Annotated in this window: 21 protein-coding genes; 3 read left to right on the top strand and 18 right to left on the bottom strand. The window is 59.0% G+C overall.

Annotated elements, in window-relative coordinates; translation table 11 throughout:
* Window positions 1-202: 202 nt before the first annotated feature.
* From QMG84_RS19435 to QMG84_RS19425, 3 genes are read right to left on the bottom strand one after another with little or no spacing between them, the layout of a single operon-like run.
* Window positions 203-2,143, bottom strand: coding sequence for a DUF3732 domain-containing protein (locus tag QMG84_RS19435; RefSeq protein ID WP_281932654.1), 1,941 nt, complete (start codon window positions 2,141-2,143; stop codon window positions 203-205).
* Window positions 2,140-2,646: a three component ABC system middle component gene (locus QMG84_RS19430; RefSeq protein ID WP_281932653.1), complete on the bottom strand. Its 507-nt coding sequence runs from the start codon at window positions 2,644-2,646 to the stop codon at window positions 2,140-2,142. The genes QMG84_RS19435 and QMG84_RS19430 overlap by 4 nt, the downstream gene beginning before the upstream one ends.
* Window positions 2,643-3,200 (bottom strand): ABC-three component system protein, encoded by a 558-nt coding sequence (locus QMG84_RS19425; protein WP_281932652.1) that lies wholly within the window; start codon window positions 3,198-3,200, stop codon window positions 2,643-2,645. Before QMG84_RS19425 ends, QMG84_RS19430 begins: the two co-directional genes overlap by 4 nt.
* Window positions 3,201-3,283: 83 nt before the next feature.
* On the opposite strand from QMG84_RS19425, the gene tnpA reads away from it, so the two are divergent.
* The 3 genes from tnpA to tnpC are packed head-to-tail and all read left to right on the top strand — an operon-like array spanning window position 3,284 to window position 5,737.
* Window positions 3,284-3,757 carry an IS66-like element accessory protein TnpA gene (gene tnpA, locus QMG84_RS19420; protein ID WP_281932651.1) on the top strand — a complete coding sequence of 158 codons (474 nt, stop codon included), beginning with the start codon at window positions 3,284-3,286 and terminating at the stop codon, window positions 3,755-3,757.
* Window positions 3,757-4,110, top strand: coding sequence for an IS66 family insertion sequence element accessory protein TnpB (gene tnpB, locus QMG84_RS19415; RefSeq protein ID WP_281932650.1), 354 nt, complete (start codon window positions 3,757-3,759; stop codon window positions 4,108-4,110). The genes tnpA and tnpB overlap by 1 nt, the downstream gene beginning before the upstream one ends.
* Window positions 4,111-4,162: 52 nt before the next feature.
* Window positions 4,163-5,737, top strand: a complete 1,575-nt coding sequence (tnpC, locus tag QMG84_RS19410; protein WP_281932699.1) for an IS66 family transposase — start codon at window positions 4,163-4,165, stop codon at window positions 5,735-5,737.
* Here tnpC and QMG84_RS19405 read toward each other — a convergent pair.
* The 15 genes from QMG84_RS19405 to QMG84_RS19335 all read right to left on the bottom strand — a co-directional run bounded on the left by QMG84_RS19405 (window position 5,662) and on the right by QMG84_RS19335 (window position 20,840).
* Window positions 5,662-6,411, bottom strand: a complete 750-nt coding sequence (locus tag QMG84_RS19405; RefSeq protein ID WP_281932649.1) for a hypothetical protein — start codon at window positions 6,409-6,411, stop codon at window positions 5,662-5,664. The two genes, tnpC and QMG84_RS19405, sit on opposite strands and share 76 nt — an antisense overlap.
* 631 nt (window positions 6,412-7,042) lie before the next feature.
* On the bottom strand, window positions 7,043-7,807 hold the full coding sequence (locus tag QMG84_RS19400; protein ID WP_281932648.1) for a hypothetical protein: 765 nt from the start codon (window positions 7,805-7,807) through the stop codon (window positions 7,043-7,045).
* Window positions 7,804-7,941 carry a helix-turn-helix domain-containing protein gene (locus tag QMG84_RS19395; protein ID WP_281932647.1) on the bottom strand — a complete coding sequence of 46 codons (138 nt, stop codon included), beginning with the start codon at window positions 7,939-7,941 and terminating at the stop codon, window positions 7,804-7,806. Before QMG84_RS19395 ends, QMG84_RS19400 begins: the two co-directional genes overlap by 4 nt.
* Before the next feature lie 168 nt (window positions 7,942-8,109).
* Complete coding sequence (locus tag QMG84_RS19390; protein ID WP_281932646.1) at window positions 8,110-10,536, bottom strand: type IV secretory system conjugative DNA transfer family protein; 2,427 nt, start codon at window positions 10,534-10,536, stop codon at window positions 8,110-8,112.
* 16 nt (window positions 10,537-10,552) lie between these two features.
* The gene (virB11, locus tag QMG84_RS19385; protein ID WP_281932645.1) at window positions 10,553-11,614 is read right to left on the bottom strand and encodes a P-type DNA transfer ATPase VirB11; all 1,062 of its coding nucleotides are present in this window, start codon (window positions 11,612-11,614) and stop codon (window positions 10,553-10,555) included.
* The gene (gene virB10 / locus QMG84_RS19380) at window positions 11,496-12,860 is read right to left on the bottom strand and encodes a type IV secretion system protein VirB10 (protein WP_281932644.1); all 1,365 of its coding nucleotides are present in this window, start codon (window positions 12,858-12,860) and stop codon (window positions 11,496-11,498) included. Before virB10 ends, virB11 begins: the two co-directional genes overlap by 119 nt.
* Before the next feature lie 9 nt (window positions 12,861-12,869).
* A complete protein-coding gene (locus tag QMG84_RS19375; protein ID WP_281932643.1) occupies window positions 12,870-13,610 on the bottom strand; it encodes a TrbG/VirB9 family P-type conjugative transfer protein in 741 nt (246 codons plus the stop codon).
* 107 nt (window positions 13,611-13,717) lie between these two features.
* Window positions 13,718-14,473, bottom strand: a complete 756-nt coding sequence (locus tag QMG84_RS19370) for a VirB8 family type IV secretion system protein (RefSeq protein WP_281932642.1) — start codon at window positions 14,471-14,473, stop codon at window positions 13,718-13,720.
* A 16-nt stretch (window positions 14,474-14,489) separates the two neighbouring features.
* Window positions 14,490-15,554 carry a TrbL/VirB6 family protein gene (locus QMG84_RS19365; protein WP_281932641.1) on the bottom strand — a complete coding sequence of 355 codons (1,065 nt, stop codon included), beginning with the start codon at window positions 15,552-15,554 and terminating at the stop codon, window positions 14,490-14,492.
* Between the two features lie 154 nt (window positions 15,555-15,708).
* Window positions 15,709-16,428, bottom strand: coding sequence for a type IV secretion system protein (locus QMG84_RS19360; RefSeq protein WP_281932640.1), 720 nt, complete (start codon window positions 16,426-16,428; stop codon window positions 15,709-15,711).
* On the bottom strand, window positions 16,425-17,171 hold the full coding sequence (locus QMG84_RS19355; protein WP_281932639.1) for a hypothetical protein: 747 nt from the start codon (window positions 17,169-17,171) through the stop codon (window positions 16,425-16,427). The genes QMG84_RS19360 and QMG84_RS19355 overlap by 4 nt, the downstream gene beginning before the upstream one ends.
* Complete coding sequence (locus QMG84_RS19350; protein WP_281932638.1) at window positions 17,161-19,578, bottom strand: VirB4 family type IV secretion/conjugal transfer ATPase; 2,418 nt, start codon at window positions 19,576-19,578, stop codon at window positions 17,161-17,163. Before QMG84_RS19350 ends, QMG84_RS19355 begins: the two co-directional genes overlap by 11 nt.
* Window positions 19,579-19,592: 14 nt before the next feature.
* Window positions 19,593-19,892: a VirB3 family type IV secretion system protein gene (locus QMG84_RS19345; RefSeq protein WP_281932637.1), complete on the bottom strand. Its 300-nt coding sequence runs from the start codon at window positions 19,890-19,892 to the stop codon at window positions 19,593-19,595.
* Window positions 19,892-20,191 carry a TrbC/VirB2 family protein gene (locus tag QMG84_RS19340; protein WP_281932636.1) on the bottom strand — a complete coding sequence of 100 codons (300 nt, stop codon included), beginning with the start codon at window positions 20,189-20,191 and terminating at the stop codon, window positions 19,892-19,894. Before QMG84_RS19340 ends, QMG84_RS19345 begins: the two co-directional genes overlap by 1 nt.
* Window positions 20,181-20,840, bottom strand: a complete 660-nt coding sequence (locus tag QMG84_RS19335) for a lytic transglycosylase domain-containing protein (protein ID WP_281932635.1) — start codon at window positions 20,838-20,840, stop codon at window positions 20,181-20,183. Before QMG84_RS19335 ends, QMG84_RS19340 begins: the two co-directional genes overlap by 11 nt.
* Window positions 20,841-21,005 lie beyond the last annotated feature (165 nt).

Here is a 21,005-nt window from a genome sequence, read left to right as displayed (position 1 = left end):
AGCGGCTCGCACGACTGCATCCGGTTTCTGCCATTGGCGCGAAGCAGCCCCTCGCGAAAGGCCGCTCGCTCCTGACCCATCTGAGACCCTCGTAAGGTCCGCTTTTGGCCGGCACACAAGATGGATCTCTGCCGCATAGCTTGAAATGCGACTAGTTTGTCGCCTCGAAGCGCGCCGGGAGCGAAGCCCTAAGGCCAAGCTTCTAGTTCGGGCGCGAATCCCAATGAGGCGGGACCAGGAATCGGCCGCGCCGCCACTCTTCTACAATCGCATCTTCGAACCAAGGATCGGTCAGGTGGGCGTGGTCGAGAACAATGAGTTGCAGATCCTCCATCTCCGAACAGGCCGCGTGCATCAGTTCAAACAACGCCTGTACCGCATGCCGATCTTTGTCTTCCAGCGGATCTAGGCTGCCTTCTTGATCGCGATCCGCTGGGTAGTGGGCCTGCGACGGCTGATCGAAAATCAAGATACCTGGCACCGGGCGCTTGCGGCGGCGGAACCACCAATGCAGCGCCAGATAGGTCAGCACGTGATAGCCGACCCAATTCTCACCGCTGCCCATTCGGTTGAGCGGGATAGGACCGTCCTCGGTGTCGGCAACAACTGTCAGTTTCTTGAGGTCGAGCCGCAGCTCGCTACCGCTGTGTTCAAGATCGAGCCCTTTCGCAAATTCCGACATCTGCTTGCTGATGATGTTCAAGTAGGTGTCGAGGCGTTGAGCGGCGTCATCTGCATTAATTGCGGCTTCGAGCCCTTCGACGCGCCGGCGTGCAGCTTCGATGAGCGGCGTCAGGTCTTGCTCGGTCTGGTCCGGGTGAAGACCATCAAGATACGTGCCGATACGGCCGACGACGCGCGCGCGTTCTAGCAGCGCATCGTGCTGGGCTCGCGCCCGTTCATCTTCCGCGATGGCGCGCACGAGCGCCGTTTGGGCGTCAACGAGTTCCTTCTCAAGCTGGAGCTTTTTCGCTTCCAGCTCCTCGATGTGCCGTTGCAAATGCGGCTGCTCGATCTCCACGGCTTGCAATTGGGTGGAGACGTTGGCAAGCGCTGCGCGAATGTGGCTTGTGCCTGGTGTGGGCACAGTGAGCGGCGAATCACAGACCGGGCAGACCTCACGCTCATCGGCCTCGTTGCGATATAGACCAATGGAGCTTAGGCGCGAACGTTGTTCGCTGACTTCCCGGCTGAAAGCGCTCCGTTCTGAGAACAGCAGGCGAGCGGTCCGCGCGTCTTCAGTTACTCGATAGAGGGTTTCCCGCAGCGTCGATTGCTCGTCGCGCAGTCGGTTTATGGTGTCTCCGAAATCTGGAAGCGCTGCGGCGTTGCTAAGTTCGACCTGGCTGGCTGCGGTGAGTACTCGAATGGTGGCGTCGACTTGCGCCGGCTCGAAGTCCTGCGGCACGATGCCAACGCGCTTTCCATCATTGACGAACCTGCGTGCCCGCCCGAGGTCGATATTCCGCTGCTCTTGCTGGCGCGAGGCTCGCTGCTCTAGCTCTCGCAGCGCTTCCCTGGCGGTGTCCAACTCGTGCTGTTTGAGGAAGTGCTCCTCGTCGACCGCGCCTAGGAAGTAGGGAAACGTGTCCTTAATGGCCTGGGGGATAAATTGATCGCCCTGCCGGTGGAAAAGTCGGTCGCGGTTGTCGATTTCGTCCTGCTTTTGAAAGCAGAGGAACAGCGCATGCCTGATCGTCGCCTCTAGTGGCAGGCGCGTTCCGCTCTGCGGTCGGTGCTCGTTTTCCGAGATACCGATGAAACGCGTAAGCAGGCTGACCAACTCGCCTTCACTCAGATTTCGAGCGAGGTCGGCGAACTCCGGCGGAGCATCAAACGAGCCGCGTCGGACATAGATTTCCGAACCGGCATCGGTCCCTGGTCCGGGGTTCTTCCGCGCGATGAAGAGCGCGCTGCCGTCGTTCTCAACCTCAAGTCCAAACCAGGAAACGCTACGTCGGATAACCCCTTCGGCCACGTTGCAGCTACCGCGACCAAGGCAATAGTCGATGATGTCGATGATGGCCGACTTGCCCGTCTTGGAATCGCCCGTAATGACGTTGAGACAGCTGCTCTTGAAAAGAAGTGGCCGTTGCTCCCCGGTGTGAGAATAGAGAACAATCTGCTTGATCGTCATGCTCATGGCTTGATTCCCCAGGCCGCGAGAATGGTCGATGTCGTTCCTGCCTTTGCGAACCAGCGGCCAAGCAGCCTCGCAGCGCTAATGCATTCCTGAGCGTCGCGCGTGAGCGTGAATTCGAATTTCTTTGTAGCCGATACCGGCACCTTCCCGAGCTTGAGTCCGCCGTCTGACGCCACTTCAAGCGCGCCTCGATCCATGCAAAAGCGGATTGCTTCTTGGACTGCGGGTCGAAGCGATTTCGCGCGGTCCGCGTAGCCGACCAGAGCCTCAGGATTGCGTTCGCGCCAGGTGTACAAAGAAGTCACAGTCGTCGCTGGCAGACTGGCTCGCGTCTTGCAGTGAAGCGCAATGGGCAACGCGCAAAAGGGCAATGCGAACGGGCACGGCGCGCCCTTCGCTTTCGAAAACTCCTTGATGAACTCTGATGCGAGCAGTCCGAGGAGAGCAGGATTGAAGAGGTTCGCTTCCTCGGGAGTTCGCTTTGCCCAGGGCGCGAGGCTCATGCCGCCTTCTCCTGCGCCGGAGCGAAGAGCGACTGGTGGTCAGGGTGCCAGCCGACGGCCAGCACATCGGCGAGGATCTGATAGGAGCCCGAACACAGCCACATCTCGTGACGATTACGAAAGGGCATCTGAGTTCGGTTTGCCCAGTGGAACAGCTCTCTGCCGAAGGTGCACTTTTCGTTGTCGGATGCCAGCGAAGCGCCGGCCTCCCTCGCCAGTCGCTCCCGTCTCCACCGATCGACGAGTTCCTCATCGTAACGGTGAGATTCGCCGTCGAGTAGGACGTTCTCGCGCGCCCAGGCCGAGCGCTGAGCGGTTGCCCGATAGTAGTCTCGCTTGGCGTACTCGACGACGTCATCCTGAAGACCGATCCGGCGCATCTGTTTGACGAAGATGCGCGCGTCAGACGCTATAAGATCGGCCTCCGAGATTTGAGCGGCTTCGTCATTCAGAAGGAGCTGGCCGGTTTTGTACGCGGTCGCGATCTCATCGATCTTCAGCCGGAGGGCGAGAAGGGAGATGGCTGGAGTATCCGGAGCGCTGAGAGAGAGCACTACCGTAAGCGTGATCTGACGACCGCCTACCGGGAGGCATATGGAGTGGGTTAGGTGTCCACCATCGAACAGGTGGACACCAAATGTCGGCGGCGAAGGATGGCGTCAAGCGGCGCACGTGGAGCCTTGAAGAACGGCAGCGGATTGTCGCGGAGGCGTTGGCGCCTGGCGCGTCCGTAGCGGCGGTTGCGCGACGGCGCGGATTGAACGCCAATCTGATTTTCAAATGGCTGCGGCGTTCGCGCGAAGGCTGGCTGGATCGTCGGCGCGCGCCGCAAAACGAGACGGCGACTGCGAGACTGTCGCCGGAGCTGGCCGCGCAAACCTTCGTTCCCGTCGAGTTGCTGGAGTTGAAACCGGCCCCGGTGAGCCCGGCTCTGGCGCCGTCGTCGGCGCCGGTCGCGAAGAATGTCGCCACGCCGGCGCGTGGGGCGCGCAAGAGCGTGCGGCGCGGCGCCATGGAAGTCAGCCTGCCGAATGGCGCGCGCTTGTCGCTCGACGCCGACGTGGATGCGGAAGCTCTGCGCCGCGTGTTGTCTGCGCTGGGTGATCTTTGATGCTTCAGTTCGCGCCGAGGATGAAGGTCTATCTGGCGCTGAAGCCCGTCGACATGCGGCGCGGCTTCGACGGGCTCGCCGCCGACGTGGCGCAGGTTCTACGCAACGATCCTTTTTCTGGCGCGGCCTTCGTGTTCCGCAGCAAGCGCGGCGACTACGTGAAGATTTTGACCTGGGACGGGTCGGGCCTGTGTCTTTTCGCCAAGCGGCTGGAGAAGGGAAAGTTCGTCTGGCCGCCGATCGTCGAGGGCGCGTTGCAATTGACGGCGGCGCAACTGGCCTTGCTGATCGAAGGGATCGACTGGCGGCGGACGGTTGCGCCAGAAGCGCCGGAACGCCCGGCCTTCCTGTAGAAATCAGGCATTCTCGAGCTGCGCCGTCACCTGTTTCGTGATAGACGAAATCATGTCGCGCGCCGCTGCTGATTTGCCCGAGGACCCCGCCGAACTGCGGCGTTTCGCGGAGGCGCTCGCCGCAGAAGTTCACGCCAAAACGCTGCTGATCGAGAAGCTGAAAATGCAGCTCGCCGTATTGCGGCGCGCGCGCTTTGGGCGTTCGTCGGAAAAGCTCGACCGCGATATCGAACAGCTCGAACTGCTGATCGGCGACATGGAGGAGAGCGACGCTGAGCGGAAGGCGCGGAGCGAAGCGGCCGAGAGCGGCGCTTCGTCATCGACGCCGAAGAAGAAGCCGTCCGTTCGCGTTCCTCTGCCCGATCATCTCCCGGTCGAGACGATCGTCCACGACGCGCCCTGCGTCTGCCCGACCTGCGGCGGGAACAAATTCGGACCGGTAGGCGCCGACAAGCGGGACGTGCTGGAATACGTCGCCTCGCACTTCAAGCGCGTGGTGCATGTACGGCCGAAGATGAGCTGCCGCGCCTGCGAGACGATCGTTCAGGCGCCCATGCCGACGCTGCCGATCGAGAAGGGACGGCCGGGGCCGGCGTTGCTCGCTCATGTGATCGTCTCCAAATATTGCGATCATCTTCCCCTGCATCGCCAGTCCGGCATTTACGCCCGCGAGGGTGTGACGATCGACCGCTCGGTCATGGCCGGCTGGGTCGGGCATATGGCGGCGCTGCTAGAGCCGTTGGCTCAGCGCATCGCGCGTCATGTGCGCGCAGGCTCCGCCATTCACGCGGACGATACGACGGTTCCCGTGCTCGATCCGGGGCGCGGCAGGACGAAGACCGGCCGATTGTGGACCGCGGTGCGCGATGAACGGCCCTATGGGTCGACGGCGCCGCCGGCCGCCTTCTACCTCTACTCGCCGGACCGCACCTCCGAACACGCCCATGCCTTGCTGAAGGGCTGCCGCGGCCATCTCCATGCCGACGGCTATACGGGCTTCGGCGGCCTTTACGAGGCCGATCCGAAAACCGACGCGCCGGCGCCGCTGAAGGAGGTCGCCTGCTGGGCGCATGCGAGGCGCAAAATTTACGACGTGCATATCGAAACGAAATCACCGGCGGCGGCCGAGGCGCTCGAAATGATCGCGCGGCTCTTCACCATCGAAGCCGGCGTCAAAGGCAGACCGCCGGCCGAGCGCGTCGCCGCGCGCCGCGAGCGGGCGAATCCCATTCTGGAAGAGCTACGCGCGCTCCTCGACGCGACGCTGGTCAAAATCAGCGGCAAGAGCGACTTCGCGAAGGCCATCCGCTATGCGACCTCTCGCTGGACGGCCTTGACCCGCTACGTGGATGACGGGCGTCTCGAGATGACGAACAACGCCGCCGAACGCGCCATCAGACCACTCACATTGGGCAGAAAAAACTATCTCTTCGCCGGCTCCGACGAGGGTGGGCGAAGAGCGGCGATCATGTATACACTGATCGAAACCGCGCGCTTCAATGACGTCGATCCGGAAGCCTGGCTCGCCGACGTCATCGCTCGCATCGCCGATCACCCGATCAACCGGATCGACGACCTCCTTCCGTGGAAATGGCGGCGTGGAACGTCGCAAGCTGTCGCCGCATAGCGACACGCGGTCGTCCGATCACGCTTACGCACTACCTGGGCGAACCACCACCCTTCGAGATGGTCGACCAAGTGCGGAATGTGCTCAAGCGGAGCGGCGAACGCTAGGCGGTCTTCGATCTCAGCGCGAACGTCTGTGATGTTGGGCGAGTTGTCCCTGACCTGAATTGCGCTGATGAGGTTTGCGCGACTCTCCGGCGAGAGAGCGAGAAATGCCGCGCGCGCTTCCTTGGTGTCCTCGTTGGTCGATTCCTTCGCCGTCTTCTCAAGTGCTTTGAGTGCATCCGCCTCATCTGTCTTCTTTTCGCGCGGGACTCGCAGCTTCGCCGCGACGCTATTCTCGCCGGCCGTGCCTGTAGTGATGATTACAAACCGCCGTTCAACTGGAAGCTGGGGATTGGCGGCGACCTGCTCGCTCCAAATCCGAAGCGTCTTCCAAAGGTCGGGGCTGGCATCGGTCAGGTTGCCAGGCTTAGCGTGATGTTTGAGCTGCAACAGTACATTTGGTGTGCCGCCTTTCTCGAAAGCTACATCGTCAAATCGCTCGATAGACAGATATAGATTCGGAAAGCTCTTCGTTTCCTCAATCCCGAGAAGTAACGCCTCCCGGCATTGGTAAAGGTAACCCACCATTGACCCAGTCGCATTGAACTTACTGACTACTTCTGCCATCATCCGCCCCACTCAGGAGCATTGGTCAGCCCCAGCTGTATCGTCTGTCGCGACAATATTGGCGGCGCAACTATCTGTAAAGGAGGGGTGGTAGCAGCGACCGTTGAGCGAGTCGCGGTCCGCTTGCGTGATCGCAGTGGGACCGCCAGCTTCCTCGAGTTTGCCGATGCTCAATGTCCGATAATCATAGCCGAGCCTGAGTCCGCAGCTGGCGCAACCTCGCCGTTCGTGAACGTGAAAAAGTGAACCAAAGCCGTCATTCAGATCCGAGACAAATTTCGCTCTTGCAAAAGCTCTACCTTTTGCAAGACACGTAACGCTCATTATGGAACTTTCGGCACGATGGCTGGAATGCCGCCGTCGTTCCAAAGCTCGCCAGATCGCAAACCTTCGGGGGATTTTGGCAACTCACTCCAATCGACGGCTAGCTTATAACCGGACACTCCGGACAGAACGACGGCGATAAGCCCCAAGAAGAGTGCAAATTTCCGTTTGGTCGTTCGTTGGCAAGAATCGATGCAGAGATAGTTCATAACCTGCGCTGACGCGGTTACGACGAGAGCTGCTAAAAATAAGCAGAAGAGTGCGTTACTTGTATGCATTAACTCAAGCTCCAAGCTTTCATGGAAACGCTCTAGACACTAATCTCAATCATCCCCTCTGCCTTCATTAAATCCAAAGCCAAATTGATGGCCTCGATCTCACATTCGCTCAACCCCTCGCCATCACCGTTTTCACGAAGAGCAATACCGAACTCTTCAATGATCCCAACGGTCAGTAACAAATGCAAACTGAAGGAGCGACGGGCGCAACCCTCGTCAAACTCAGGGAAGTAACGTGTCCCGCTGGTTGGGCCGGGGAGATCATCGCCAGAAACTTCATACGCGGTCACGGAACTGACGATATGGTGCTTCGAAGCATGCGCGGCAGCGGACAGCTCGTCATACAGCCGCGCTAGCGATTCCCCAAAGCCGCTGTCTTTGAGCGCCGAGATATTGGGTGAGCGTCGTTTCTCTTCGCGCTGTCCAGCTCTCACCGCCTTGAGCTGCGTGAGCAGTTCCATCTCTTGCCGCAACAGACAACTAGCTTGCAAATACCTTCCCTCCTTAATTGTATTCTCGCAGGTAGGAGCCCCGATAACAAATGCCGCAAACAAAGCATTGCGCTCCTGGCTATTATTGGTGCTAGGCTTTACAATCCCATTGATCCGTAGCAACGCAGCTCCAAGTACTCCTGTCACTAGCAGGTGAGCATCAGTCAACCGCCTGTAGGCGCTTTTTGTTTGCTCCCGCACCTTATCGCCACACACCCGCTGCACGGCCATGAGCGTTCCGGCGGCCTCTATAAGCTTGCGTTGATGAGCCTCAACGGCTGAGTCGAGCTCTTCGCTGTCCATCAAGGTTCAAGCCTCGAAATTGTGCTGCCGTTGACGTTGAAACGGCGGGCCAAGTCTGCCTGCGTCGCCGTCCCTTTGGCAAGGGCTGCAAGAGCCTCCTCGCGCTGATGGCGGGTGAGCTTGCGCGGGCGGCCCATATGGAACTATCGGGCGAATGTCCGCTCGTGGCGCTAACCTGTCATCGATTTACGGCCGCTTATGACGCATTGGCGAAATGCAAACGGACCCACTACCGAAGGCCGGTCCCTCGCCGAAATATAACGCGGAATTCACTACCAAAGTCGCCACCGATCCGCGACCCTATCTCATGCCGCCGCGCCTCGTTGCTTCTGAATATGCTTCCAAAGATCGTCCGGCGTATCGAGGAACATCCCCATACTTAACGAGAGGCCCTCGATTTCCTCGCCAAATCGCGCTTTCAACGCGGCCGACACGACCTCACCATTCGCTTTCAACCGCTCGACGCCCGAGACCACGGCCCCAAGGTTTAATTCCGCCTCCCTTTCCAACGTCGCGGAATCGGGGTCGTCGCCCTGGGCGGCGACGGGCATCTCGCTGCCCCCATACGTCATCGCAGGCGCCTCACCAGTCACCGGCCCCGCTTCCGCCGCCGACACCGCGTCCGCCGCGTCCACCACCGGCGCCCCGTCCACAGGCACCAACTGTGCCCTATCATCATTCAGCGACCGCTTCGCCGCGATCGCCGCCTTGCGCAGGTCAAGGAGCACGTCTTCGACGCTGCGCCTTGCGAACATCCCTCGACCGATTTTCAACGTCCCGAGCTTTTCGGGCGACTGGCGCAACGTCGCCGCCACTTCCGCCATCGGCTGATTTGACACTTGTTCCATCGCATCCACGAATTTCTCATTGAACATCGTCGGATCGACAAACGCGCGAGAGGCCAGATCGCGCACCGCCTGAATCTCCGGCCAATGACGGCGGCCGATCGCCACCCGCCCCGGCCGCCTACCCGCGCGCTCTTCGTCGGGCTCATCGTCATTGAGCGTCTTATCGCCAAGCACATTCGGGGCCGATACGAGGCGCTCGAAAGGCTGCGCCGCCTTCACCGCCTGTAGGTACTGCGCGTCGCGATAAAAATTAGCCTTCTCGAGTACCGAACCCCACTGACCGCGCAACAGCAAGACCATCTTGCCATTGTCCAGACGCCCCAAAGCGTCAGGTGAAATCAGCGGAACCGGCTCCCATCGGCGTTGAATCGAACGGCTCTGCCGCATCCCTCCCCATCCACCCGGCGAAGCCGAATTAGACTCGCCCCATCCCTCACGCAGCACATAATGCTTCCCGAGCGCGCGAGAGACATAATCGGCCGTCAACTCATCGCCGATCGCCACGAACAGCTTCACGTCCATGTTTCCCAGCAGCATTTCGCGCGTGGACTTCCCGTAGGTGACATCGAGCGAGGCGATGCTTTGCGACACCATCGCGATTTGAAAACCGTATCCGGCGACGAGAGGCGTGCGGTCAACAATCTCGCTTTGTTTCTTAAACTGGTAGAACTCGTCGAGCAGCAGCAGCACCTTATAAGGCTCATCCGCGCGGGGGAGATGTCGCAGCAGAACGTCGTGCACCATCTCCACAAAGAGCCGGACGACGGACATAACGGACCGCAAATTGCCGGGCGGGCTGCACAGCAGAACCGTAAACGGCTTCCGCCGAAACTCTGCTACGTCAAAGTCGGAGCAGCTCGTCGCGGCCGCGACCAGCTCATTGTTCCAAGGTTCAAGCGACGTGACGATATGAGATTCAAAAGATAGCCTTTGCTCTTCGTCGCGGCCGAGATGTTGGCGGAATTTGTCGACGATGAAAGGATGCAACTCGGGTTCGTTCACGATAATTTCCGCGAAGCGGCGCCCCAAAGACGCGCCCGTGCTAAACAGTTTTAGGACAGATTGTAGCGTCCGCTTTCCTTCCGCCGTGCGGCTTTCCAGCACATAGGCGAGCAATCCACCGAACAATCCATGCGCAGTCTCGACCCAATACGCATCCGCGTTGACCGGCGTCTCGATCATGCTCTTTGCGATGTTCATCACGTCGGTCGCGCGCGACGGCCATTCGCCCACGCAATCGAGCGGATTCCACCTGTGCGACTCAACCGAGCCAGGACTGAAAACGAAAAGACGCTGGCCCATCGCCACGCGCGCCGCGCCGGTCTTCTCCAAAATTTCCTTCTTGATATCCATCGCGATCAGCGAGCCGCGCCATTCAAGCGCGTTCGTGAAGACGAAATTGTAGCCCTTGCCGGAACGCGACGGGCCGTTCACAAAAATGTGCGAGTCGCCGGCGTAACGTACATCCTCCCCACCGAATCGCCCAAGGAAAACGCTGTAACCCTTGGGCGCACCGAGCAGCCCCGCCTTTCTCAGATCATCTCTACCGGCGAGCCGAGCCCCATCCGTTGGCGCAGCCACGCCCCGCATGTGCGCCACCGCTTGCGCAATCCCGGCCGCGATCAGCACCATGCCCAAAAACCAGAAGAAGCTGGCCTTCCAAATCAGGCTCCACACGGCGGGCTCATGCCATCTCGCGAGCGCCACCGAGAGCGGCAACAAAAACTCCGCGCGGCTGAAGAAAAGATTGAGCGCCGCCCATTTATGCGTATGCAGTCCGATCGCCACGACGAAAGCCAGCTCCCAGAGCCAGAGCGCGGCCGAGGCCGCAATGACGGCCGCGAACATCGCGCCGAGAATTTTCGCAGCCATCGCGCCGCGCATTTCTCAGTCCCTCTTTCTAAACGAAGCGATTGAAGTAGATTTCCGCTACACCACGACGTGGCCTGCGGCTCAGTTGCACGACGACCGGAACGACAAAGCGCGTGTATCGGTCGATTTCAGCCTTCGTTAGCCCGCGGCCGGCTTCCAATGTTGCAAGCGCCAACCGCTCGAACGCGCCTTCCGTGCTATTCGCATGAAGCGTCGTCAAAGAGCCTGGATGGCCCGTGTTGACCGCCTGCAAGAAGGTATAGGCTTCAGCCCCACGAATCTCCCCGACAAACAGCCGATCCGGCCGCAAGCGTAGGCTCGCCTCAAGCAAGCTTTGGACTGTCACATTCGCGAGCCCCTGCCCGCCCTTGGATGCGATCAGCGATAGCCAATTCGGTTGCGGCGGTTTCAGTTCGGCCGTGTCCTCTATCGAAATGACCCGTTCCGTCTCGGGGATCTCCTTGAGCAGGGCATTCAGGAACGTGGTCTTTCCAGACGACGTTCCCCCCGAAATAATCGCCGTGAAATGGTTCTTCACGGCGAAGGAGAGCGCATTTCTCATCCCCGTTGGCGTATTGACCTTCAAGAGCGTCGACAGCTCCCTCTCTTCCTCGGAGAGGAAACCTTTGTCGGCGTTCTCAGCGCCCCGAACCCGCACATTATCGAATCCGCCGAGCGTCTCATAATGCTCAAGCGTCAAATCAGAAATAACCTGCTTGCGAATGGAGAATCCGCCCCCGTGGGGCGTCGCTGGAGTCAGTACGCCTTGAAACCGCTCGCCATGCGGCATCCCGGCCGACAACAAAGGCGTCGTCTCATTGACGCTTTGATTTGTGTTGCCCGCCACATGCTCAGCTATCCGGCGAACAACATCTTGCGTCAGCGCTTCAACCTCAAAGCGTTGCATATGCGGCACGCCAAGCGCCTCAACCCAGACCTCGCCCGGTCTATTGACGCATATCTCGACGACATCAGGGTTTTGTAACCATTCGCGGATAGGTTCCGCCGCCTGGCGCAGGTAGCGAGGTAGCGTCACCCACAGCGACTCCCGCGCGTCGTCCTTTGTCCCGATTGGGATGTTGTAATTCATAGAGCGCCTCTTTCACAGGGTCCTGGTACAGACCCGAAAAATCCAAGTCTCGCTTCACGAACACGATGACCTTAGCGCCCTGATCTATGTAGATCGTCGGCTTGATCCCGATCGAGTCTTTAAGCGCCTCTTGCGCCAGTTGCGTGAGGGTCCGCGCTATCGTTTGCCCGCCAATTTGAGCGCCATATTGAAGCATTTGAGCATTTTGATTGTAGAGCGCCGTCAGTTGCCCAGTGATGGGATCAAGCACATAACCCTGACCCTGATTGTTCAAGCCGCCCATGTATTGGCCGATTGAGCCCGCCATTTGGGCGATACCACCCACGACGGTCATAAGCGTCGCTGACCCGAAGCGTTCGAAGTAATGGTTGTCGACCTCGCCTGCCATCCCGGCACGTCCCAGATCATCGGCGCCGTTCGATCCGAGCATGAGCGAAACCCCATCCGCCCGGAGAACGCGTGTCCACACGATGAAGACGCGCGTTTGCCCTCGCGCGATTGCCGAGCGATATTCGCCCGTCAACATTGTCCCCTTCGGGAGCAACACACGCCGGCCGTCAAAGGAATACACGTCCTCGCTCGTGATCGCGCGGACCATGCCGGGCAAATCGCTTTGGATGGCCGTTTCCAGAGACGCCCGAATAAACGTCCCTTGCGGCACCAGCGCATCAATACGATGGTTCTTACGCGCCCGCGCGACCTCGACCTCTTGACCGGCGACGTTTTGCTGAAACCGTCGATTTTCGTCTTTTTCTTCGTCCTGCGCCTGGACTCTCACAGTGCCGCCTTCGGCGGCCGCCGCCGAAGCGTCCTTTTGATCCACAATGAGCATCGGGGATCGCAAACGCGCCAGCCTTCTCGCTTCTTCTTCCCTACGACGCTTCTCGAGTTCTGCCGCTTCACGCGCCGCTGAGTCGTCAACCACCGCCTGGTCCGCTGGGACGATTACCGGCCCCTGGGAGACCGGGGCGGCCACGGGTGTTGCCGGTGGCAGCGTGAGCTTGTTTTCCTCTTTCGGCGCGGGCTTATCGAAGCTGATACCCGGTTCCATCTTCGCCGTGTTAAATACCTCCGCCGACTCGGGCGGCTTCTTCGGCTTTTTCGCGTTCGAAGTGTAAGCTGCTACCCCGAGGAAAAGTGCAGCGGCGCCCAAGGCCGCCGCCCCTACCATCAAGTTCGGATTTGCCCCGCGTCGCGTGACTGTTTCCGCAAGCCGGCCTTCGAGCTCGAAATCATCGTTCGGCATGTTCAACCCTTATTGTTGCGAGGCGGCCAACGTCGAAAGCACCCGCTCGAATACATTTTCGGTTGGCGCGTGTTGCGCTTGCAGCGTCGGTTGAACGTCCGTCACATCGACGCGCGGCATTTCCTCTTTGCGACCTCGCAAATTGAACACGCAGGTGGATTCATCGCCATGACGCAAGGTCCATTGCCCCGCGACCTTATCCACCACGATCCACCTTCCTTCGCGACGGTAATTTACGAGCGTTTCGGTCATGTCTGAGTTGACTTGAAAGATCGCGGGTACGTCACCCTCGAAATAGAAAAAGGTTTTCACGCCATCGTCGAAGACGTTTGCGGGCTTGGTAATCTCTCTGCCTTTGTAGACGTAGTCGAGGTTCATGTTCTCCCACGTCAGTCCTTTCAAATTCGGCCACGCCGCCATCTCCCTTGCTTGATTGAGAAGGCGAGCGCTGCTCTCTTCATCGGGATAGGTGAAACGCAGTTTGTAAACCGCCCTCTCGCCCCCGATCGTTCCGGGCTTAAGGACGAAGTTATAAATCCTCTTGTTTGTGACGACGTTCATGTTCGTGGCCGCGTCCCGATCTAACGGCTTGAGGAACAAAAAGCGTTTGGACTGGTCGGGCACCGCCTGCCATGCCAGCGTGTCGCCCATCGCTACCGTTGCGATCCGTTCATCCTCACCGAAAACGATCATCGTCGAGACGCCCATGGTGCCATAAAGCATCACGACGTTATCTTTCTCGAACGGCACGGTCCTAATCCTGTAGTCCGCCGGCACTGGGCGCGGCGCTCGTTCCGCCATCGCGGAAGACGCTACGGCCATTGCACAAACCGCCACCGCAAATCTCGCGCTTTCTCTCACCGGACGCCTCCCGCGACGGTCGGCGCTACGCTTTCTTGGTCCTTGCGATATTCAATGACCTGAAAGCCAAGCGGGTTGTCATATCGCAACTCGTTCTTGAGCGGCTCGGCCGTGTAACGAAATCTGACGTTGGCGAACCAATGCTCGGTGACGCTGTCGCCATGCTCACCGCGCCGCGTCGTTTCAAACCGCACCGCGGCGGTCCCCGGCGTCCGTGGATCAGTCTTCCATTGGTCCGTGAGGAAATTCACAGACTTGACGTACACGCTCACGCGAGTCTGAATACCCCAAAGTTTCACAGGGTTTTTCGGGTTTGAACCCGAATATAGCTCCTGCAACTCTTTTGCCGCCGCACAGCACGACAGCAAAGAGGCAAGCTCGAAATTGTCTCGCAGCGCGGGCGGATCATAGGTCTCGCGCGCCCGGATATAACGCACGATGAAAGCCTGCGTCACCGCATCGCGTTCAGAGATCGGTCCCCCTTCTTCGAGCGGCCGGGCGACCTGTGTGAAGCCCGTCGTCTTATCGACTTCGAGGACGACAACCTCAGTCGATTTCAACGGGACCAGCTCCCAGAGCACGCCGAGAGCGACGGCGACTCCCGCGCCAAGGCATACCGCCACAATTCGCCACACGTCGCGTGACAGCGTTACCTTCCGGTAGACTTCCTGCTCCCACCGCTCGCCGTCGCGATAGTAAGACTTCCCAACCGGATCTTCGTCAGACCCGTTCTGTCGCTCATTGGTTTGCATCTATGAAAAGCTCCGCCTAGCGCCTCACGTTGCGCAACGCCGCCTGAATTTGTCGACCGACCGCGCTCGCGCCACCGCTCCCGCCGTCAAACATCGTATTCGTGCCTTGAGACATGCCTGCGGCTCGCGCATTCGCCAAACGCAGCGCCAAAGCGTTCCTTGCAGCCGCAAACCCGCCCGTAAAGTTATTCCAACCACGCTCTCCCGCGCTCACCATCCGGCCTTGCACCATTGGCGTTAGGGGATCGCGCAGAGCGTGTCCGCCCACGATCGAGGCGGCGATTGCGATTGATTGGGGCAGGACGAACCAGCCAATGAACATGAGGAGCACGAAGGGAGCTACCACCGTCATCGCGCTCGTAAAATCGGTAATCGTCGAAAGATTGTTGATCGCATTCTGGCCGAGCTTAATGAAAAAGCCGACCATTCCGTAAACGATAACTGGCACGAGCGCGTGCTTTATCGCCTCCCTCATCCATCCATTAAACAAGAAGGACGAAGCGTCAAAAAGCGCCATCGCCACGAAGAACGGCGCAAGTCCAAGTACCACAAACAGCGCCAATTTGCCGAGCAACACCAGCGAGCATGCTATCGCCAAGAATACGAGCGTGACCACCAAAAGAAGACCCGCCACAATGGCCAACCCGACCGACGAGAACGTTCCACCTCCCGCCATGATCTTCTTCGCGGCGTCGAGAGCTGCCATCCAGAGCGTTGTAAGCCCGTTTGAGACCGACGCTTCCGGCGAACCGCAATTCGTTCCACCCATCGCGTTGCACACAGCCGTCGCGAACGAGTCGGGCGCCTTCGTCAAGACATCAGATACGATTGCCGAATATTCCGCCCATTTGAACGCGAGCGTATAGATCAGCATCGCTCTCGCAACATTCCATAGGATCGTCCAGGCGTGCAACGGCGCACGCCCGAACATCATCTGATAGCCCCACATCGCTATGTAGACGGTCAGCCCCAGAAAAAATATGGGTTCAAGCGCTGTCGCCAACGTTTCATAGAGTGACTGCACTACGGTCAACGCCTGCGTATCAATCGCGGCGAAGAACTTCCCAATGATGTCGTTCATCGGTTCACGGGCCTCGCCTCACCGCAATCGCTCGCAAATGCAGACCCGAAATTGATCCCGGAAAAGCGACAAGGAGCCGTAAGCTCTTGGTGCGCGCAAGCCGACAAAGCGACTAGCGCCACGGACCCGAGAAGGATCATCACAATCCGAGTCATTAGTTCCCCACCAACGTCATTTTTGCCGGATCGAAGGTCATCACGTTTGCGAGCTTCGATGCTCCCGCCAGTTCCTGCATTTGTTGCGCGTTGAGCGCGGCGTTTGTTCCGTTCACAACGCCGATCAACTCATTAATTGTCAGGCCGGTCTGTACCTGCAATTGCGAGTTCTGGTCGATCGAGCCCTTAATATCCGCCGCAGAACCGATCTGCCCGCCGGCACTCTGGAATGACGAGCTTCGCGTCTTCGACGCAGTTTGCGCACCCGACACCATCCCCATAAGCGCGCCTGTCGTGTTCACCGCGCCTTGATAGGCCATGTCCGTTCCGTCCAATGGACCGGACAGGTTCCCCGACAGGCTTTTCACGAGGTTCAGACCGTTGATAATTTGCGAGGCGAGGTTTCCGAACTGCCCCAGATTGCCCCACGCCATCGCCGAGCCGCCGAGGATCGACGAAAAGTCCGGCGCGCCCGACATCGAGAACCCACCCCCGAGAGCGGCCTGAGCAATCGAATCCGTCGAGCGATTACCTGTCACGGCCTGGAGCGTCTGATTTACAGTGTCCAAAATCTGTTGGTTTGTTTGCATGATACTTGCGGTATTCGACGCCGTCTGTGTCGCCTGCGTCAGTGTGGCATTGTCGATAACTGGTACTTGGGCAAATGCGCCGCCAGAGAAAAGCGCGAAGCCGCTCGCGATCAGCACAAGCTTTTTCATTTCACGACGCCTCCATTCGCGGCTTGACGTTGAACCTGTCCCAAATTGGCCGACACCGCGTTGTAGGACGGTGTCAACAATACTGACTGTTGTGAATTATCCGCGCTTAAAGCCGCGGCGGCGCCGACCAAGGTCATCAGCATGGGGTCGAAGCTCATCACCGAGGAGTCCGCGTTCTGCGAATACACTCCGCGCAACGTGCGCTGCGTCATCAAATCCGCCTCTACAGCGGTGACCTGAATCGCTTGGTTCCAAAGTGAGCCGTTACCGACTCTCGCGACCGAATTGTGATTCCACGCCCCTTGTATCGGGTCGATCCCGCCGACTGACGCCCCGGCGCTCTGAAACCCGCCTACGCTGTCGCTAAGCGCCCCGGAGACGGCCTGGGAAGACGCGACCGACTGCGCGGCCGACTTCACACTCAATCCCCCAACCGACTGTGGCCCATAGGCCATCATCGGGCTCACATCGAGGTTTGCGACCTTGTTGCCGGCGTCTGCGGTCGTACCCGTGACATCCTTCGTTCCACCCGGCGTCTGCCCGGCGCCGGTCCCCGGCGACTTGACGCTCCCCGTAATTCCCTTCGACGGTTTCAGGGTGTCGTCCTTGGATTGACGTGCCTTTTTCATGCAGTCGGAAATGGACTTTTCAGTCCCCTCACGCGGCGCGTCCGCGACCGGAACGGCGGCCAAGGCCGTCGTCGAAAGCAGGCATCCCAATGCGAAAGCCACGTTACCGCGCATGGCGACTCTCCTTCTCCCAACCGCAGAACACAGGAAGCCATTTCTCGGGCGCATCCCCGAGCCGTTCTCTCAATTCCTCGCATTCCGCGACGGTCTCGACGTTCCCTGACAGCACTTTCACGAAATCCTGCATCGAAGACAGATCGAGCTTTGCGATCACAGAATCGTGGTCGTGCTTAATGAGAAACTGGCGGGACTCGGGAGATGTGTCCTTCACCCACTTAAATTCTTGGTGGGAGAGGCCAAACCGAACCCGATGACTTTCTTCATCGGCTCTTGGGTTGGGGAAAAATAGGTTCGTCAGCGTTTGTTCGAGCACAGTGTGTCCCTTCTCCGCCGTTACAATGTCTCGCGCCGACTGCGTTCCAAAGCCGATAATGCCGTTCAGCTTTCGGATTGTCTTGAGTTTGTCGTTCAAAAACGTCGCGAATTTCCGATCGTCCAGAATTTTCCACCCTTCGTCGATGACCATGATGAGCGGTGTTCCGTCCATCATCGACTCTATCCGGTGAAAGATGTAAGCGAGCGCCGCTGTCCTTATGTCCGCGTCGTCGAGTACGAGCGTCATATCGAATCCGAATATGCCGCTCGAGGCGTCCCAGACATCAGTGGCGTTGTTGAAAAGCCACCCTCGGCTCTTGAGCCACACCTGAAACCGCGAGGCCAGATCATCGTGGCTCGCCCGCTCGCGACCTCGGAGCAGGTCCGGCACTTCATCGAACCGCCGCTCACGAACCGGTATCTCAAAAACCTGTTCGACCGCGCTTTCTACGATCTTTTGCTGTTCCGCGCTCAAATCGCCCCCGTCGCGCGGCCTCACAAGAAATTGTAGGAGCGCGTTTAGGAAGGCCCTATCCACGGGAGTATCTGGAACGTGCAGCGGATTGAACCCCGTTGGACGCCCGGGGATCAGCGCTTCATACCGGCCGCCCAATGCTCGAATGAGCGGGTCTGCGCCCCGATCCTTATCAAAGAACGCCACGCGCGGGCGCGGCGAAATACGCATGGCCTCGCACAGCAAAAACCCGAGCGCGACGGTTTTACCCGAGCCCGTAGGACCTACGACGGTGAACGACCCGACCTGCCGCCTATGAAAATTGAAGTAGTAAGGCGTCTGGCTCGTCGTCTCCAAAATCGCAATCGCCGGACCCCAACGATTTCCGTCCGCCTTCCCGACCGCGAAATTATGCAGGCTTGCGAACCCGCAGAAATTTCGGGACGAGATCAGCGCCCTACGTGCGATATAGCCAAAATTGCCTGGGAGCTGCGCCCAGAAGCAGGGTTCCCCATTCATGTCCTCGCGAACGACGATCGTACCCATGCTCTGCAATTCTTCGTTCGCCGCCTGCAAACAGCGATCCAACTCCTTAAGCGAGCGACCCAGACATTGGACGGTTAAATGATGCTCACCAAGCACTGTCCGGTTCGTCAGAAGCTCGTTTCGTGCAGTCGCTATCGCTTCCTCGACTTCCGTTCCTGCCTCGTCGGAGGCGCTGATTTGACGCTCGACCTTCTTGACCAGCGACAACACCGGCGCCCGATCCGCGAGCGAGAACGATTGCGTGACAATCAGTTCAGCCGGTATCCGAAGAAGCCCGTCGATCATTCCTGCTCCCGAATAGGGCGGATATTCCTTGATCGACAACATCGCGCCGAAGCGGGTTTCATCCTCAGAGGCCCCGCGTACCTCGAATGCTTTCTTCCCGAACGTCACGCGCTTTGGGGCTAAGTACTGATCCAATCCCATCCGCGGTAACGCCACCGGCTGGGGTATGCCCCCGTTGACAAGTTGAATGAAGAACTCGCAGGGCTCGGAGAACACCCCATCGCCTCGGCGAACTGCTTTCAAAACGCGGGGTTGATAGCGCCTAAATTCCTTTTCGAGGTTCGAGACGACATCACGCAATTCCTGCATCGCCTCACGCCGGAACTCGGCCTCATCCGCGCCCAAGCTCTTGCGGAAATATTTTCCAATGCTCTCAGCCAACCCCACGCGGCCCTGAAACCCGCGCCGGATCACCGTGAAATAGAGATCGTTCACAAACATCCGCTTATCGGCGAGGCTCGCCATGAACCGCCGATCCAGCTCGCGGGCAAACCAGTTGTCGACCCGCCCCCCGATCGTCGGGGACACCTCTCGCCGTACGATGTGCGAATACACCGCAAAACGAGAGTCGTTCATTGCCCGGATAACAGTGTTACGGGCTGTCAACCGCATGTCGATTTCGGCTTGGTCTGCGGTCTGAAAACAAAAGCCACCCATTTTCACGACACTGACGAAATGACCGTCTTTCGTCACGATCGTCCGAGCGTCAGCGTGTCTCAAAAACGGTAAATGACGCGCGACAGGAATTTCCAACGAAGCGCGAGAACCAAATTTTATTGATCGTTTGAGCCACTGTTGCACGAACGGCCTCAAATTTATGGGCTATAGGAATCGCCGCCCCAAAACGTGTGATTTCGCGTGATCGGACATTTGGTGAATTTGACGATCGCCACGTCGAGAAAACGCGGGTCTCGGACCGTCAACGCGTAAGCCGCGCCGTGAATTGGGATCAACAACAAGAATACCAACAAATTCTTGGCGTTAATCATTATCATCACGATCACGCACACTTCGACGACGAACAGGTTGAACGGCACGCCGAGCATCATGGGCGGCCTCGTCAGGCCGCCCACCAATGGATCGAGATGCGGAGGGGTGTCTTCCTCCAGTTGCATCAGCCGCCGAGGCCGCCCTGGAGCGTCGACACAATCTGCGACGATCCGAAAATGAGCGCCACGCCGACAACCACGGCGAACGCCCAAAACCACGGAATGCGCGACGTCAACGCGAGGAAGCCAACAGCCGCCACAGCCAGCGTCGCTGACGTGGTAGCGAATGTCCCTGTTAGAAATTGCAGAACGGAGTTGACGGCGTTGTTAATCGGCTGAAATTGCTGAGCCGCTGCAACATCGACGGTAGCGCAAGCGATGACGACCGCCAAAAGAGCGACAGCCGTCGCTTTTCTATTTTTCATCGTTCTTAACTCCTTCTTCGACGTAAAGGACTGACCCCCCAATCCACGTGAGGCCGCCCGCATCCTTTCCGGCGCCATCGGTTGGCGCGATCGCTGCGGACGCGGTTTTGACGCGACCGCCCTTTCGAGACACATGTGTCCCGAAACCCCAATACGCATTGGTCACTGATGCGACGAAGCGAACCGTTTCAGAGATCGCCGGCACCCCTCGGGCCTCGTAAACGCGCTCCGGCCCCGCGTTGTACGCCGCCGCCACTAGCAGGACGTTCGCGTTAAATTCGTCGGACAGGTCCTTTAAATAGGAGACCCCTGCGCGGATGTTTTCGTTGGGGTTGCAAAGGTTCGTCACCCCGTAACGAACCGCCGTCTCCGGTATCACCTGCATCGGCCCGCGAGCGCCGCGCTCCGAGTTGAGATTCACCCCGCTCGACGACTCTGCCTCAACGATTGCGAGCGCGAGTTTCACATCCACGCCCTGTTGGCTCGCCTCGCCCTTCACGAGTCCGCGGATCGTCTCGGAGTCAGGGCCGGGCATACACTGGCCCGGATCAATTGCGCGAACCACCTTCCGAGGCGCTTTGTCAGCGATCGCAGCGGCCGGGGACAGAATCAAACAGGCACAAACGCACGAAAAATAAGTGAGCTTCATAGTGGCCTCTTAATAGAGCCCTGTTCTACCGCGAGACTATTCGTCCGGCAATCTCTTGTCTGTTGACCGTGTCCGCGGTAAACCTTCTGTTGCGCCCAGGTCATATTGAGTGTCGTCGATGCGGGTTCGACCGACCCAAATACGGGCTTAAATGCAGATTGCGAT

It is taken from the genome of Methylocystis iwaonis, assembly GCF_027925385.1.
GTDB lineage: Bacteria > Pseudomonadota > Alphaproteobacteria > Rhizobiales > Beijerinckiaceae > Methylocystis > Methylocystis iwaonis.
The sequence above is the reverse complement of the archived record's forward strand: the minus strand, read 5'-3'. Positions and strand labels throughout refer to the sequence as shown.

Coding starts and splice junctions, on each gene's coding strand:
- QMG84_RS19435 (WP_281932654.1), bottom strand. CDS start 2,143: ATGAGCATGACGATCAAGCAGATTGTTCTCTATTCTCACACCGGGGAG.
- QMG84_RS19430 (WP_281932653.1), bottom strand. CDS start 2,646: ATGAGCCTCGCGCCCTGGGCAAAGCGAACTCCCGAGGAAGCGAACCTC.
- tnpA (WP_281932651.1), top strand. CDS start 3,284: ATGTCGGCGGCGAAGGATGGCGTCAAGCGGCGCACGTGGAGCCTTGAA.
- tnpB (WP_281932650.1), top strand. CDS start 3,757: ATGCTTCAGTTCGCGCCGAGGATGAAGGTCTATCTGGCGCTGAAGCCC.
- tnpC (WP_281932699.1), top strand. CDS start 4,163: ATGTCGCGCGCCGCTGCTGATTTGCCCGAGGACCCCGCCGAACTGCGG.
- QMG84_RS19405 (WP_281932649.1), bottom strand. CDS start 6,411: ATGATGGCAGAAGTAGTCAGTAAGTTCAATGCGACTGGGTCAATGGTG.
- QMG84_RS19395 (WP_281932647.1), bottom strand. CDS start 7,941: ATGGGCCGCCCGCGCAAGCTCACCCGCCATCAGCGCGAGGAGGCTCTT.
- QMG84_RS19390 (WP_281932646.1), bottom strand. CDS start 10,536: ATGCGCGGCGCGATGGCTGCGAAAATTCTCGGCGCGATGTTCGCGGCC.
- virB11 (WP_281932645.1), bottom strand. CDS start 11,614: ATGAATTACAACATCCCAATCGGGACAAAGGACGACGCGCGGGAGTCG.
- virB10 (WP_281932644.1), bottom strand. CDS start 12,860: ATGCCGAACGATGATTTCGAGCTCGAAGGCCGGCTTGCGGAAACAGTC.
- QMG84_RS19370 (WP_281932642.1), bottom strand. CDS start 14,473: ATGCAAACCAATGAGCGACAGAACGGGTCTGACGAAGATCCGGTTGGG.
- QMG84_RS19365 (WP_281932641.1), bottom strand. CDS start 15,554: ATGAACGACATCATTGGGAAGTTCTTCGCCGCGATTGATACGCAGGCG.
- QMG84_RS19360 (WP_281932640.1), bottom strand. CDS start 16,428: ATGAAAAAGCTTGTGCTGATCGCGAGCGGCTTCGCGCTTTTCTCTGGC.
- QMG84_RS19355 (WP_281932639.1), bottom strand. CDS start 17,171: ATGCGCGGTAACGTGGCTTTCGCATTGGGATGCCTGCTTTCGACGACG.
- QMG84_RS19345 (WP_281932637.1), bottom strand. CDS start 19,892: ATGCAACTGGAGGAAGACACCCCTCCGCATCTCGATCCATTGGTGGGC.
- QMG84_RS19340 (WP_281932636.1), bottom strand. CDS start 20,191: ATGAAAAATAGAAAAGCGACGGCTGTCGCTCTTTTGGCGGTCGTCATC.
- QMG84_RS19335 (WP_281932635.1), bottom strand. CDS start 20,840: ATGAAGCTCACTTATTTTTCGTGCGTTTGTGCCTGTTTGATTCTGTCC.